The organism is Enterococcus sp. AZ163, assembly GCF_050498925.1.
Lineage (GTDB): Bacteria > Bacillota > Bacilli > Lactobacillales > Enterococcaceae > Enterococcus_A > Enterococcus_A ferrettii.
Genome location: NZ_JBIPAO010000001.1, coordinates 1,525,785 through 1,540,931, shown reverse-complemented (window position 1 = coordinate 1,540,931; position 15,147 = coordinate 1,525,785). Strand labels below are relative to the sequence as shown.

The window sequence follows — 15,147 nt, the reverse complement described above, 5'->3', positions numbered from 1 at the left end:
AAAAAAAATGACGAGGTCGCTATGAGAAAACAACTATCGCTAAACGTTTGGATTGAAGGCACTCTGATTGCTGCTCTGGCAATGAGTTTATCCTTTTTACCCATTCAATCACTCAATGCCAGCTTAGATTTATCACTGGGACTGGTGCCTTTGGTTTTATATTCTTTTCGCCGCGGGTTGGTACCTGCATTAATGGCCGGATTTACTTGGGGGCTGCTAACGATCGTTGTAGGCTCAGCCATGCGCAACTTTATTAGTGTGCCGCAAATAATTTTTGAATATCCTTTTGCCTTTACCTTTGGCGGGATGGGCGGTCTGCTTTCACCTAAATTGCAAGCAGCCATCAAGGCTCAGCAAAAACGCAAATCTATCTTTTTAATTGTTTCTGGCGGCTTTATTGCTGCTTTTAGCCGTTGGTTTTGGCATTATTGGGCCGGTGTATTCGTATGGGGTGCCTATGCACCAGATACAATGAACCCCTTCTTGTATTCCTTTATCCTTAATGGTGCTTCAGCACTTGCTAATGCAATCTTCGTTTCGGTGGTGCTGGTTTTCATATTCAATGTCTCTCGCACCTTGTTTATCCCAAGAGAATCACCAAAATCCCTCTAACGCATGCGTCAGAGGGATTTTTTGCTGGTTAAAATTTTCCTAAACGTTTTTTTGTTTCTATATAAACAAGGGGTGATGCTGACAAAGTAACAACTAGAAGCCAGTGACTTACCGTCAAGCTGGTGAAACCAAAAGCAGCAGCAGTTGGCCGCAGATTTACCAGTAGTAAAATAATTAGTGTTCCAACAGCTGTAGTAGCCAGCAGCAGCTTATTGGTTAAAAAGCCAATACGGAAGATCGACTGACTGCTGCGGCAGTTGTACATATGAATAATAGTGGTCAATCCTAGTACAATAAAGGTCATGGTATTAGAGATCAGCAATGATGGTGCGACATTTTGTACGGTTACCGAATGCCCTACGTAAATAGCCGTCAGTGTCAGTACGGTGAAAACCACTGAGATTTCAATAATTTTATTTAGCAAACCATTGGCAAAAATACTCGTCCCTTTCTTGATCGGTTTTTTCGACATGATATCCTTCTCCGCCGGTTCCACACACAAGCTCATGCCAGGGATTCCGTCAGCTACTACTTTAATAATCAACAGCTGAATCGCCGTAACCGGTGCACCCCAACCGACAATCATAGAAATTAATACAATGGTCAGGGCTGAAATATTGCAGCCTAACATGGCATATAAGGATTTACGAATATTGCTGTACACTCGACGCCCTTCTTTTACCGCCTCGACAATCGTCGCAAAATTGTCATCTAACAACACCATATCTGAGGCTTCCTTGGCAACTTCGGTCCCACTGCCCATGGAAATACCGACATCGGCGGCCTTCAAAGCGGGCGCATCATTCACTCCGTCTCCCGTCATCGCAACCGTTTCGCCATTTTGCTGCAAGGCTTTCACGATTCGGATTTTGTCTTCAGGCGTTGTTCGAGCAAATACGCGATAGGCATGAATATCCTGTGAAAGCTGTTCATCAGATAATTGGTTTAAGTCGGCTCCTGTCATAGCCTTCGTCCCAGACTCTAGGATTCCCACATCCGCAGCAATCTTTTTGGCTGTTAACAGGTGATCTCCCGTAATCATAATAGGTCGAATACCGGCCTTCTTAGCTATTTCTACTGCGTGATAGCTTTCTTTCCGGGCTGGATCGATAATTCCAATAAAGCCGCCGAAAATCAACTCTTCTTCGATAGAAGCATCGTCTAAATCCTGCGGCAGCTGCTCATATTTCTTATACGCTACACCCAGCACCCGATAAGCCTGACTAGCTAAATCATCATGAACCGGCAGCCATTCAGACTGATCTCCCGTAATTTCCAAACGATCAAAAGCACCTTTGGTTACTGAGAGATACCCTTCCTCCGTTTGATAAATGACGGTCATCCGCTTACGTTTTGAATCAAAGGGAATCTCATGAACTCGCTGCATCTTGGATAAGCGCTGCTGCAATTTCTTTTGATTAAATAATTTTTCAGCTGCTTTTTTAATCGCTAATTCTGTTGGGTTGCCGATGTTTCCATCCTCGCCGTTAATATTGCTGGCTAAGTAAAAATACAACAGCAGCTCTTTTTCGCTCAAGCGTTGATCGGCTGGAACGATCTTCTCAATCGACATTTTATTTTCGGTAATCGTCCCAGTTTTATCAGAGCAGATAATTGATACGTTTCCGATGGTTTCAACAGCGGTTGGTGTTCGAACAATGGTATTGCGTTTCGCCATATTACGAATCCCGAAGGAAAGAGAAATAGTGACCACCACGGGCAAAACCTCCGGAATAGCCGCTACAGCCATTGAAATAGCCGTCATTAAGGTTGTCTCAAGCGCGTATCCTCGAATAAAACCGATCAAAATTGCTAAGACCCCCGCTAAGATTGCTAACAATCCTAAGCTTTTTCCTAGTTTTTGCATTCTGATTTGCAGTGGTGCCAAGGCTGGAGCCGCTTCGGTCAGCATACTAGAAATTTTACCGATTTCTGTGTTCATTCCAGTCGTTTCTACGACCGCTGTGGCCCGACCGCTTACCACCATGGAACCAGAAAAAATTCGATTTTTCATATCACCAATGGAATCTGCCTCACTGGGGATGTAGTCACTATCTTTTTCACTAGGTTCGCTTTCACCAGTTAAAAAGGACTCATCTACTAAAAAGTTGGTCGCCTCCATGAGAACTGCATCGGCTGGTACCCGATCTCCTAATTCCAGCTGCAGCAAATCCTCTGGCACGATTTCGGTACTCTTAATGCTGACCAACTGACGATCACGATAAACTTTAGATTCTGGCACGTTAAAACTCTTCAACTCATCCATCGATTTTTCAGCTTTTTTCTGTTGCCGAATGGATAAATAAATATTTAGGATAACAATCCCCGCAATAACCAGCGGTTCGGTCAAATCATCGGGATGATTTTGATAAGCAACATAACTAGATAAACCTGCTGCCAGGATTAGGATCAAAATCGTAATATCCTTTAAGGCATCCCACAGGTAACCGAGAAAACTTTTCTTTGGTGCCTGCTGAATTGTATTCTCACCATACTCTGCTAACCGTTCCTTTGCTTCCCTTGTTGTAAGTCCTTTGTTGTTCCAATTTTTATTCATGCCTGTTACCTCCTAACAAAAAAAGCCAGTCAAACTAACCACAAAAGCCTACAGTTAGTTTGGCTGACTTTTTGAAGTACCAATCCGGCGATCGGTACTAAGTCTATTTTTTCAATTGGCACTATTCTTTCACATTGGAATTAGAAAATCAACTAGTTTCACTTAAAAAAATCGATTAAAAAAACAAAAAATCGCTATACACCTTGATAGTTCTAGCTTTTAGCAGTTTAAAAAAATTTCAATTATTTTTCTATTCCTGCAGGTGTTCTGGCAAAAATCAGTCTGTTTCCAATGGCTTGATAGAACTTCATGCTGTAGGACATAATCAGAATCGAAGTGGCAGCTGACAACCCATTTAACGGGTCCAAAATGGAAAAATTCAAAATAATAATCAGTAAATTGGTCAAAAGTAATCCAGTAGGTGCCGGAATGCGGAAATGCTTTTCTAAAATCAATGGAGGTATCGTTACACCACCGTTGGAAGAACCAGCTATATACAACGTAAAGACCCCCAGGCTAAATAATCCACTGCCGAAAATCAAGGAACCCGCGTAAGAAGAAAGCAGCGGAGTAATTGGTACAATCATTAAAAACAACGGAAAAAGCAAACTTCCGATAAGGACTTTCGAAAAAACACTACGATCCAACAACCAATAAGATAACAACAGCATCAAAATATTAATCAGCCAGACTGTTTTCATACTATGAATCGCAAACTGGACCTCCAACAAATGGCCAATTGCCCCTACTCCTGCTGAAGCAATGCTATGAGGCAATAAAAAGAAATTCAAAGAAAAGGAAACCAACAGCAGACCCCCTAAAATTTTTACAACTTTCATAGGACACACCTTCTTTTTTGTCATTTGTTTTATCGTATCAATAACAAAGAAGGTTATAAGGTCATTTTTTTCATACCAGACTGAAAAAAATCCAATCACCCAGAAGTGATTGGATAACGATCCTATAAGACGAACTCGCTGTTTTCCTTAGTTAATTGGCTACCGACACTTTCCACTTGGAGATGTTCGTTGAAAAGCTGGCTTAATTCAGCGGCAGCTTCACTCGCCCGAGCAGCCTGTTCCGGATTAATCGCTTCAATGAAAAAGACAGCATTCGTTGTTTCCTCTGTCAGCATAGTCCGTTGTGCTTCTCGCCAATTTAAGCAGCGGCAAACAGCTCCAGCTTGATCATAGTAAATGATTTCTCCTTCAAGAGCCGGGGCATCCTTTTCCGCTCCTAAGGGGAAAAATTCTTCGCCGCCTTGGGCTTTTCCTAAATGCAAATCACCTTGAAGCTGCTCAATATCTTCACCGCCGCAAGGAACACCATGCTTAAGTGAAACACTGTTATAAACATCTACTAAAGGATTGATCGGCAAAAATTCACGCCCTTGTTTCGCCCTTTTCAATAAAGCTTCGATAGACGAACGAGCCCCTTTTTTGGTTTTGAACTGACTGAAGGCTTCTCGCCACTGAGCCACTACTGGATTCTCACTGATAGGCTCCGCTTGGACGAATTGTTGGGCAGCTTGGCTGGCTTCCGATAGAAGCTGCTTTAAGTTCTCTTCCTGACCTGTTTGGAAATGATTATCCACACCTTTAACGACTAATACGTTTATTTGTCCTTGGGGGAATAATTCCCAAAAGACTGGATCAATGATGACTTTTTTCATAAATATCCTCCATTCGCTTAATAGCTTCGTTTGTTTCCTTTTTTAACGAACTCCCAATCAGAGCCGACATTTTCGCGTACAATATGCAAATATTCCTGCAGCTGCTGAATATCTGCTGGTGTTAACCCCGCCAAAGCGGTTTGGGTGGAATAGTTATTTTCTCGTATAATGTACGGGTAAAGCTCTTGCCCCTTCCTAGTGACATACAGCCGTTTGATCTTTTTATTGGTTTGATCCTCCTGTCGATAAATAAACCCTTTTTCCTGCAGGCGGTTGATTGCCCGAGAAATCGTCGTACGATCGACCATAATCAGCTCTGCTAACTGCTCTTGAATAATTCCAGGATTTTCATAAATACGAACCAAGTACAGGTATTGGCCACGATTCAAGTCAAGCTCCTTAAACTCAATGTTGCTAATGGAATCCAAGGCTCGAGCAATCATTCCGATCTCCCTCAATACTTCACTCATCGCTACACCCCTCTTAATGTCATTTACTTTACGCCATTTTTGTTGCAAATGCAACAAAAATTCACATCTCTAGAGTAATACTAGTGGATACTTTATAGTGGTCAAACTTTTGAGGGAATTCTTTTTTTTAACCGAAAGTTGATTTAGACGCATTGAAAGAGAATTTCAATAATTTTTCTACAGAAGAGAAGCAAAAAAATTAGGTATCCCATATTTTTTGCTTTCGTTCTACCTTATTTGGGTGTATGATAGATTCGAAATGATCGATTGAAAGGTGGTTTTTTAATGAGTGAGAAGAAACATAAGCTGGTTGACCATGCCAATGGCCCATCACTGGAGGAAATAAACGGGACGGTTATTGTTCCTAAGGGGAAAGGTTTTTGGAAAACTTTATTCGCCTATTCTGGACCCGGAGCCTTAGTAGCAGTTGGCTACATGGATCCTGGAAATTGGTCAACATCAATAACCGGAGGACAAAACTTTCAATATTTGTTAATGTCTGTAATTCTAATGTCTAGCTTGATTGCTATGCTGTTGCAATATATGGCCTCAAAATTGGGGATTGTTACCCAAATGGATTTGGCTCAAGCAATTCGTGCTCGTACTAGTAAAAAGCTAGGGATTGTTCTATGGATTTTAACCGAGTTAGCCATTATGGCAACTGATATCGCAGAGGTAATTGGAGCGGCGATCGCCCTATACCTGCTATTCAATATTCCTTTAGTAATCGCCGTATTCATAACTGTATTTGATGTTTTACTACTGCTATTATTGACTAAAATCGGCTTTCGAAAAATCGAAGCCATTGTTGTTTGTTTGATTTTCGTCATTTTGTTTGTGTTTATTTATCAGGTTGCCTTATCCAATCCTGATTGGAGCGAAATGTTTAAAGGGTTTATTCCAAATAGCCATACCTTTTCCAACGAACCTGCAATTGGCGGACAAACTCCCTTAACTGGGGCGCTGGGAATTATTGGGGCTACGGTTATGCCGCATAATTTATACCTGCATTCAGCTGTTTCACAAACGCGCAAAATTGATCACAGCGATGAAGCCAGCGTAGCTGAAGCCGTTCGTTTTTCTACCTGGGATTCCAATATTCAACTGACTATGGCCTTTTTCGTTAATGCCTTGCTTTTAATTATGGGGGTTGCTGTATTCAAAACAGGTGCTGTGGAAGATCCTTCTTTCTTCGGCTTATATCAAGCACTTTCTGATCCTTCCACTTTGAGTAATGGAATTCTAATTTCCGTGGCTAAATCAGGCTTGCTTTCTACATTATTTGCCGTTGCATTATTGGCATCTGGTCAAAATTCAACAATTACTGGAACTTTGACCGGACAAGTGATCATGGAAGGCTTTATTCATATGCGGATGCCCATCTGGCTGCGACGATTAGTTACCCGGTTGATTTCTGTCGTTCCCGTTCTCATTTGTGTTCTGTTAACAAGTGGAAAAGGGACGATTGAGGAGCACGAAGCGTTGAATAATTTGATGAACAACTCGCAAGTTTTTCTAGCCTTTGCCCTGCCATTCTCAATGATCCCATTGTTAATGATGACTGACAGTCGCGCTGAAATGGGGGAAAAGTTTAAGAATACCTTGGTAATTAAAATTTTAGGCTGGATTTCAGTGATTGGTTTGACTTATTTGAACATGATCGGCTTGCCAGGACAAATTGAAGGTTTCTTTGGTGATAAAGCTTCTTCCAATCAGCTGCTGCTGGCCGATTCAATTGCCTATGTCATCATTGTTTTAGTATTGCTGCTCTTAGCTTGGACTATTTTTGATCTGTACAAAGGGAACAAACGGGTAGAAGAAGCCTTACTGAAAGAAGGAAATCACTAATGGTTAATCATGAAGTTTTTGAAAAGTTTCAGTGTATTTTAACAGGTGTGGATGCTTCAGAAAATGCACAAAAGGCCTTTAAATATGCCGTAACCCGCGCTTATCAGGAAGGCGCTAAGTTAATCATTTGTACCATTTTGGAAATTGATGAAATGAATGTTTACGAGGTAATGGACGAAAATTATATGGCGCAGCAACGAAAAAAATTACTGCATCAATTGAAGGAATATCAACAATATGCCGAGGCACACGGGGTTAAGGAAATCGAATTGATGTCTGAAGAAGGAGATCCGGCAGAAAAAATCATTAAGGTGATCCTGCCGAATACTCAGGCGGATCTATTAGTAATCGGATCGCGGGCCAACCACGGAATTCAAGGTTATTTTGGCACCAGCGCTTCTTATATGGCAAAGCATTCGCCAATCTCGGTAATGATTATTAAATAGTAAAAAAATCTGGAATGAGTGCCGTCATTCCAGATTTTTTGCTATTTTAGCGGCAAAATTACTCTTGCAACAAACTTTCCTGCCTTCTGCTGTAAGATTAGCTCCCCACCAAGTGATTTAAGCGACTGTTCTACCAGAGAAAGTCCCAAGCCGGTTCCTGAAAGATGATGATTGCGGGACTGCTCTCCCACTACAAACGGATTCGTCAGCTGTGCAAACTGCTGTGGTGCTAATGGGACTGCACTGTTTTCAAAAGTCAGCACATACTTAGCAGATTGTTGTTTCCCGCTGATTTTCAACTGTTTGTCTGTGCTGTATTTTAGTCCGTTGGTTACTAGGTTCAACACCACAATCTCCAGCAAGGCCTCATTCGTCTGGAGCACACCGGCCTCTATATCCATCACCACTTTAAAGTCCGGATCAATCACCTGCTGCTGCTTTAATTTTTTATCTAGCAGTGGCTCAATGGCGACTGGTTCCAACTGAATTTCTTCCTTCAGCTGCTGACTATAGGCTAAAATTTGAGTTACCAGCTCGTTCATGTTCATTAGTTGCTGATTAATATCAGCTAAAAAGGTTGGGCTTTTTAGTCCCATTTCCTCACTATCCACAAGTAGTTGGATTATCGAAAGCGGCGTCTTCAATTCATGGGCCAAATTTGCCGAAAAAGTCTTCAACTGATCATTGCGCGCCAGCATTTCCATTTCATGCTGCTGCAGTGAGCGCTTCATATGATTAATTGACTGACTCAAGCTGCCTAACTCATTTTCCTCCTGGATATCTGAATACGCAAAGTTCAAATTCGAAATACTGCTGGTCGCCTGCTCCAGCCGTCCAATTGGTTTAATGATCTGCTTACGTACTAGTAATACGATTAAACCAAACAGCAGCAGTAGAAACACCAACGTTGTGGCCACTAAGATCGGCAGCAGCACTTGAATGGCTGCTTTAAAATCGGGAATACTGGTTCCAATCATATACAGCGTTTGATCCTGTACTAAGAAGATCGTGTAAAAATCGTTTTTCTGTTTTGTCTGATTATACAACCGCTGAACTGAACGTCCTTCTTTCAAAGCATTTAGGGTGGTAGTGTCCACCCAAAAACGATTCAAGGAAATTCCGTTTTGATTCAAACGGAAGGACAAATCATTCGTTACTTCTTCTTCAGAATTGATGCTCTCAATATCCAAATGAAGCAGGACAAGATCCTCAGAAAGCACTGGTTCCTTGCTCTGCTGGATCATTTCCTGTGCCTGTTTGACCGGCTGTTCCATTTTCCAGTAATAGTACGTGGGAAAAATCCAGCGGTAAAACAAACCAAAGAAAATAGCCGCGACAATAAAAATAAGCGCAATTCGCTGGATGAAGCGACGGGTTAAACTATTCTTCGGGTAACTCAAAGCGATACCCCATTCCGTAGACCGTATGAATAAATCCCTTGCCCAGCTTGCCGCGCATGATCCGAACGAAGCTGTCCACGGTCCGTTCATCATTCTCATTGTCTGAACCCCAAACCGCCAGCAAAATCTGTTCCCGGGTCAGTACCTGCTGCGGATGTTGGTAAAAATAATACAGCAGCTCATATTCTTTTTTAGTTAGATCCAGCTCCTGATCCTTCAACAAAACCCGTTTTTCCTGCGGAATAAATATTAAGGACTGTTTCAAATTTTGGTGAATCACTCCTAAAAGCTTAGCCACTCGTACCAGCAGTACATTTGCATGAAACGGCTTCGCTAAATAATCATCCACACCAGCAACGAGCGCTTCCACTTCATCCTCCGGCATATTTTTTGCTGTCAGCATTAAAATTTTGATCGCGTATTCCTGTTTCATTCGTTGAGCGACTTCCAACCCATTGATTTTCGGCATCATCCAATCCAAAATCACCAGATCAAATTTCTCCTGATAAAAAGCCTCCAGGGCCTCTTCTCCATCAACAGCTTCAACTACTGTATACCCTTCATGCTCCAGGAATCGCTTCAACAATTCCCGCATTTTATCTTCATCTTCACATAGTAAGAGTTTCATTTTCAAAAATCCTTTCTCTTAGCTATACAAATTATACCCACCATGACTAATTTTGCTATTCAATCACACCATCTTAATAAATTCTAACAAAAAAACGACCCATCCTATCACACAGGATGAATCGTTTTGATCGGCTTAGCCGGGCGGATTCCAAATAAGGAACGGCCAGGTGGTCTCGTATAGCGGTTCTGTTTCGGTATTGCTGCGGTAAGCTTCAAAAACAATTCGGTATTCACCGTTGAAGCTTTCATCTAATTGATCCTGAAACTTTATCGTAAACGATTGAATCGTTTGCGGATCAATCGCAGCGGGCAGCGGCGTTTCTATCAGCTCAGACCAAACGGCTGGTTGATAATTAGCCCCTAATTTTCGTTGAAGCTTTGGAACAACCTTTCTAATCCTTTCCGAATCAAAGGTTAATGCAACTTGCTGATTGCTGGTTTTGCTGTAGAGTAGATGAGCATCCGCAGCAGAAATCACCTGGATCCCTGTTTGTTCTGCTGGAACGATACGGAAGGGAACCTCTTCTGTATCCAAAACTTCATCATTTAACGGATAGGTGGCTGATTGACTTCTGACACCTGAAACTTTTATTTCATAGTTTTTGCCAGCAGTGAAGGGCTGAATATCATTGAAGAGTGTCAATTGATAAGGCAAATTTGTGCCTACATTTGCAATGGCCTCCGCCGGATAGATGAACTGAAGCTTTCCATCTACGTCTTTAGGTCGAATCAGCGTACCTGGATTATTCGCATTTTGAAGCAGGACTCCCTGAGGCCAGTCAACCAGTGTTTTGTTCGACCCATCCACTTCATAAAGCGCTAGATTTAATGCCAAAGATTTTTCCTTGTTAAAGCTGTCCACCGCCGGACCGATATCCGTAAGTGTGAAACGACCATTTAGCTGAATAGGCTCATGCGGATGATAGCTCACCGGTGTCGAATTCGAAACAGCGTTTGTAATACTGCGTTTTGGTTCAATAATAAACCGTTGTCTTTCTGTCTTTGATGACTCATTAAAATCAAGATGCAAGCCGATGGTATCAGTAGAAGATATACTAGCATCCTCATTGGCAAAATCAAAGACAAACAGATAAGACAGTTTTTTCGCTTTATTTATGTGGCTATTAATGTCTACAAGAGTTAAATGGGTATTATCCGTGCCCATTTTTACGAAAGAAGTCAATTCAATGCGCGACTGGGCACCAGCTGTATTATTTTTATAGTAGTAATACTCAGGCCTCACTCGCTTACCATTTTCATCAGTAGATTGAACCTTCATTAACACGGTATCCCCAACAGGTAAAGCGCTTGTTGAAGAACCTGAACCAGACGCTGTTCCAAAGCTCAAATATATATCTTTATCCGTTGTATTTTCAGGCAGTTTACTACCTTTTAAAATATCGTAAGCAACCTGAATCGTAAAGGCACCGTCCTCCAAAGTAGTGATATTGTTTTCCCCACTGGTAAATTCTCGATAGACCTTGCCCGCGACTAACGCTGGGTGAGCTTCAATTTTTGAAGCCTTTCGCTTAATATTTAGTACTATATCAAAGAGAAGATCCTCATTAGCCACCGAAGAATACCTTAACGTTACTTTCTTTTCTCCAATGGTATCATTGATATTTTTGGTGTTGTAAATTTTGTAATTGAGTTGATTCGTAGTAGAAGTTTGTCCTAAAGCAAGCGTATTGCTTAACGCCAGACTTAGATCCTTAATCTTGGGATCCGTCTCGCTGCCAATATCAGCAATATTTAATCCCGTGTTAAAACCAAAAGTGGTATTGCCATAGCTAGTCGGTTTATTCGGATCAGCTAGAATCTCATTAACCGAAGCTAATACCATATCCTTCAGACTCGTAGAAGCAAGCTGGTTGATCTGTAAATTATACTTATTCACAAAACTAGGTAAAGAAATGGCTGCGGTTTTGTTCATTCCTTCCGCTTCGCCAGTTAGATAATCATCACTGTTATAAGCCCAAATATCAATCACCTGCGGCTCTGGACGATAGCGGATACGCATAGAATTTTCCGGCGCAAGATTGGTGAATTCATTTCTTGAGCCATTCATTGTATAAATTAGCGATACATACGGGGTCCAATAGGCCGTTTGCCCAGCTAAAACCGAAAATTCTTCCGTATTTGTTGGACTATAGGCAAGAGGCATTTCGGCAGTTAATTCCTCACCAAAGGGAATAATCATGCCGGTTTCCAGATTTCGTTCAGCAATTACCTTCACCATTGTCACGTTATCTAAATTGTTCTCCACCGCATCGTACTCTTGATAGCTTGCATGCGCAGCAGAACCATCAAAATTGGCCTGACCATTATTGAATCGTTTGTTTCGATCGGTCGAATAGCCGACTTTATAAGTAACCCCTTTGCTGGATATAGGCGTTACTTCTCCTTTTAAAGTCAAAGAAAATTTTGGAGTAGATTGTTGCGCATTCATCCATTCCGGGACTATCCCCTTTTTGGCTACTGGCAGATAAAAAATAAACCGCCCCTCATTGTCTACTTCACCTGTCTGCGCTATATTTTTGAAAAAGAACTTGGAATTAAAAGTGGTTGTTTCCTTATCCAGTACACCACTGTCTTTATTAGCTGATGGGTCCGTCACAACATTTGACGACAGCTCGGTATCATACCCAAAATCTAATTTTGCTAGATTTGTGCTAAAAACATTTCCTAGCCTAGTAGAAGCTAGTTTAGTGACGCCATTCTCTGTATTCAATCCTGCCTTACCCGTCAGCTTAGAAGCAATTCCCCAAACGTCCGTTACTAGGCTGTTTCCATAGCTTCCTGATAAAAAGGCGGCATATTTTTGATCTGTCACAAATAACAGTTCGCGATAAGAGACAGGGACTGCCCTTGCTCGAATATTGACAGCCATTCGATAGGTAATATTGATTGCCTCTCCAACTAATTCCCGGTCCTCATTAAAATAACCTAGCCCATCACTGTCCGTCGGCTTTAAGTAGTACAGTTTGCTGTCATCATCTAAAACTATAGGTTCGTCAAGTGTATAGTTAAGCTGTCGATTATCCTGCACTAGATTGATCGAATTTTTGTCTAAATCAAAGTCGATCGGGGTGCGAATTAAAAAGACCGGGTTCGGCGCATAGCTGGTTGAACCATACGTATAATAACTAGCTATGGCACTAGCATTTACTGTTACCTTTTTGCCAACATCCACACGATGATTAATTGTACTCAACGTCTGCCCGTTTTCGTTTTTCACTGTCATCTTTGTCCCCGAGTCATCCAACAATAAGCCAACATCTCTTTTATTAGTCGTCTTATCAATGAAGGTCGTCGTACATCCACCACTTAATTTATTTCCTGAAAACCCTTCTGCAGGCTTGATTTCAAAATTCGCCGTTCCTTTTGAACCGACATCCCCAAATGTATAGCCGAAAAATTGTCCTCCAGCTTCTCGAGGGCGCCCGCTGTCACCACTTATATAACCGGAAGACGTAATCTCCAAATCATAAGACAGCTCTTTGATATAGTAGTCATTACTATCAAAATCAGCTGGTAAGCCTTCATTGAAGGTGCCTCCAGACAACATTTGTCGATTCACATAATAATAGTAACGTTCATTTGCGTATCCCAGCAAATTGCGCTTCGTTCCGTCACTTCGACTAATTTTAACTCCTTGGTATTGTAGACTAGGCTTAAGCGAATACGAGCCTGTAAGCTGGCCCTCACCAGCAGCCGCACCTTTTTTTTGCAAGATGAAATCAAAATTGTAGGTGTAATTTCGCGATTCAGCAACGCTTCCTCCGTAATCCGCCGGAACAGTCCAAAACTGTACCGTAGTAACGCCATAATTCCATTTGGTTTCTGTATCAAACTTGTAAGTAGCTCGGGCTGTTCCTAAGGCAGTAGAATTGTTTTTAACGAGTGCATTTCCTAAAAGAGTCGTTGCTTGAGTCCCTTTAACAGAGATTGGCGAGTAGCTGGCACTTCGATTGATGAAGCTGAAATCAAAGGCCTCATCACTGGTAATGGTCGCTCTTCCAGTAGAATTAGTTAGTGGATTTCGTGTATTTTCCGCTATTGTTGCTATTTCATTTTCATCGTATTCGTAATTGCGAAAAATCCATCCCAAATTATTCTGTGTATAATGAAGTTGCTCACCAATAGAAAAGGATTGATTCTTTTCATTTTCTTGGCTAAACAAGCGATAATACATACAGAGATCAACGGCATTCATTAAATACTCTTGACTGCCATTAAACATCGAATAAGTGACTACTGTTCGACCATCCACTAGGTTATCGACAGAATAGCTGATTATTTGCTCGCCATTGTTCGCCTGTGTGATCCCTGCAACCCAAGCATCCATTTTATCCGTCAGCAATTCCGCTGACAAATAGGTATTGTTAGTTAAGGGCTTATACGGCAGATAGGCTTGAAAGGAAACATTACTCATGTAATACGCGTTGCTGCTAGGATTTTCGGTTGCGTTACGCACTCGCGGCTGAATAATCATTTGAAGCTCATCGTCTAAAGTCTGGGGACCAAGAGTCACTGCCCCTGTTGAACCTCCATCTGGACTTCTAACAACTGCAGTATATTCAACAGCACTTGGAATAATGAAATCATCCATTACTAAGGTTTTAGTCGGGGCGTCATTTTCGATCAGCTTTACCTTTAAGGGCTGATTTCGAACTAAGCTGTCCCCACTAACACCGGTCCAAAAATTAGGACTGTTCGTCGTACCATCTTCATAGTTAGGCAACAAATTTATCCGAAATCCTAAGGTACTGATGGAAGGTGATACATCAAAAACAATTGTAGCTCCCGTCACATAGTCAGTTGAATAGGCATTCGTTCCTGATAAAGGATCGACAAAAAGTGTCTTTCTAAAATTTACATTTAATTGATAGGTGGCTATCGTTTCCATATCCTTGACCGAATAGTTGTAGATATGGCTATTGTCGTTTACTAGTGCCTGCAGCTGGTCTTTTTTAACTAAAATTCCTCTAGGTACCACAATTTCGATCTTTCTTGAAGTGATGTCGATGGTGGAGGCGTCACTCAGCTGAAGCCCTAAATAGTAGCCATCATTTTTTAGTACCTGCCAGTTAACCGAAACCTTTTCACCAACTGACTCATCTTTTAAATAAATTGGTACTAGCCCCTCATTTTCATCACTTTGAATCCCCGCTACAAAATCCTCTGTATCACTTTGTGGCGCAAAATTCGCTGACTCTTTCGGGACAGTTTCTTGACTGGAAGCCGGTTCTTTTTCCACTGTTTCAGTTGTCTGATCTTCAGTTGATGAACTGCTTTCGTCAACCATCGGAGGCTTTTCGGTTTGTTCAGTCGGTTCTTGTGTCTTAGCTAATTCATCAGTAGGTAAGGTGGTCTTGTCAGGAAGCACCTCGCTAGTATCCAGCTGAGTGGAGGATTCGCTTTCTGTTGCGGCCAGCACGCTGTTTACTGAGGGGACCACTGCTAAAATCACGATGATAACCAGCAAGAATATTCGTTTTAAGTGCTTCAT

The 15,147-nt window shown here is 41.7% G+C and carries 10 protein-coding genes; 3 read left to right on the top strand and 7 right to left on the bottom strand.

Annotated elements, in window-relative coordinates; translation table 11 throughout:
- Positions 1 to 21 precede the first annotated feature (21 nt).
- Positions 22 to 612, top strand: coding sequence for an energy-coupled thiamine transporter ThiT (gene thiT, locus IGI46_RS07355; protein ID WP_429962694.1), 591 nt, complete (start codon positions 22 to 24; stop codon positions 610 to 612).
- Positions 613 to 640: 28 nt separating this feature from the next.
- Here thiT and IGI46_RS07350 read toward each other — a convergent pair whose 3' ends face one another.
- The 4 genes from IGI46_RS07350 to IGI46_RS07335 form a co-directional block, all read right to left on the bottom strand.
- Positions 641 to 3,169, bottom strand: a complete 2,529-nt coding sequence (locus tag IGI46_RS07350; RefSeq protein WP_429962693.1) for a cation-translocating P-type ATPase — start codon at positions 3,167 to 3,169, stop codon at positions 641 to 643.
- A gap of 242 nt (positions 3,170 to 3,411) precedes the next feature.
- Positions 3,412 to 4,008: a YitT family protein gene (locus IGI46_RS07345; protein WP_429962692.1), complete on the bottom strand. Its 597-nt coding sequence runs from the start codon at positions 4,006 to 4,008 to the stop codon at positions 3,412 to 3,414.
- Between the two features lie 122 nt (positions 4,009 to 4,130).
- The gene (locus IGI46_RS07340) at positions 4,131 to 4,841 is read right to left on the bottom strand and encodes a B3/B4 domain-containing protein (protein WP_429962691.1); all 711 of its coding nucleotides are present in this window, start codon (positions 4,839 to 4,841) and stop codon (positions 4,131 to 4,133) included.
- Positions 4,842 to 4,858: 17 nt separating this feature from the next.
- Positions 4,859 to 5,311: a MarR family winged helix-turn-helix transcriptional regulator gene (locus IGI46_RS07335; protein WP_429962690.1), complete on the bottom strand. Its 453-nt coding sequence runs from the start codon at positions 5,309 to 5,311 to the stop codon at positions 4,859 to 4,861.
- 285 nt (positions 5,312 to 5,596) lie between these two features.
- Between IGI46_RS07335 and IGI46_RS07330 the strand changes: the two genes are divergently transcribed.
- Both IGI46_RS07330 and IGI46_RS07325 read left to right on the top strand, forming a co-directional pair.
- Complete coding sequence (locus IGI46_RS07330; RefSeq protein WP_207702120.1) at positions 5,597 to 7,159, top strand: Nramp family divalent metal transporter; 1,563 nt, start codon at positions 5,597 to 5,599, stop codon at positions 7,157 to 7,159.
- Complete coding sequence (locus IGI46_RS07325) at positions 7,159 to 7,605, top strand: universal stress protein (protein WP_207702121.1); 447 nt, start codon at positions 7,159 to 7,161, stop codon at positions 7,603 to 7,605. The genes IGI46_RS07330 and IGI46_RS07325 overlap by 1 nt, the downstream gene beginning before the upstream one ends.
- A gap of 41 nt (positions 7,606 to 7,646) precedes the next feature.
- On the opposite strand, the gene IGI46_RS07320 is transcribed toward IGI46_RS07325, so the two are convergent.
- The 3 genes from IGI46_RS07320 to IGI46_RS07310 all read right to left on the bottom strand — a co-directional run bounded on the left by IGI46_RS07320 (position 7,647) and on the right by IGI46_RS07310 (position 15,147).
- Positions 7,647 to 9,005, bottom strand: a complete 1,359-nt coding sequence (locus IGI46_RS07320; protein WP_429962689.1) for a HAMP domain-containing sensor histidine kinase — start codon at positions 9,003 to 9,005, stop codon at positions 7,647 to 7,649.
- Positions 8,986 to 9,633, bottom strand: a complete 648-nt coding sequence (locus IGI46_RS07315; protein ID WP_429962688.1) for a response regulator transcription factor — start codon at positions 9,631 to 9,633, stop codon at positions 8,986 to 8,988. The genes IGI46_RS07320 and IGI46_RS07315 overlap by 20 nt, the downstream gene beginning before the upstream one ends.
- Positions 9,634 to 9,768: 135 nt before the next feature.
- A complete protein-coding gene (locus tag IGI46_RS07310; RefSeq protein WP_429973180.1) occupies positions 9,769 to 15,147 on the bottom strand; it encodes a hypothetical protein in 5,379 nt (1,792 codons plus the stop codon).

What these genes read in the sequence shown, in the direction of transcription:
- thiT (WP_429962694.1), top strand. Translation starts at nt 22, where the DNA reads ATGAGAAAACAACTATCGCTAAACGTTTGGATTGAAGGCACTCTGATT.
- IGI46_RS07350 (WP_429962693.1), bottom strand. Translation starts at nt 3,169, where the DNA reads ATGAATAAAAATTGGAACAACAAAGGACTTACAACAAGGGAAGCAAAG.
- IGI46_RS07345 (WP_429962692.1), bottom strand. Translation starts at nt 4,008, where the DNA reads ATGAAAGTTGTAAAAATTTTAGGGGGTCTGCTGTTGGTTTCCTTTTCT.
- IGI46_RS07340 (WP_429962691.1), bottom strand. Translation starts at nt 4,841, where the DNA reads ATGAAAAAAGTCATCATTGATCCAGTCTTTTGGGAATTATTCCCCCAA.
- IGI46_RS07335 (WP_429962690.1), bottom strand. Translation starts at nt 5,311, where the DNA reads ATGAGTGAAGTATTGAGGGAGATCGGAATGATTGCTCGAGCCTTGGAT.
- IGI46_RS07330 (WP_207702120.1), top strand. Translation starts at nt 5,597, where the DNA reads ATGAGTGAGAAGAAACATAAGCTGGTTGACCATGCCAATGGCCCATCA.
- IGI46_RS07325 (WP_207702121.1), top strand. Translation starts at nt 7,159, where the DNA reads ATGGTTAATCATGAAGTTTTTGAAAAGTTTCAGTGTATTTTAACAGGT.
- IGI46_RS07315 (WP_429962688.1), bottom strand. Translation starts at nt 9,633, where the DNA reads ATGAAACTCTTACTATGTGAAGATGAAGATAAAATGCGGGAATTGTTG.
- IGI46_RS07310 (WP_429973180.1), bottom strand. Translation starts at nt 15,147, where the DNA reads ATGAAGCACTTAAAACGAATATTCTTGCTGGTTATCATCGTGATTTTA.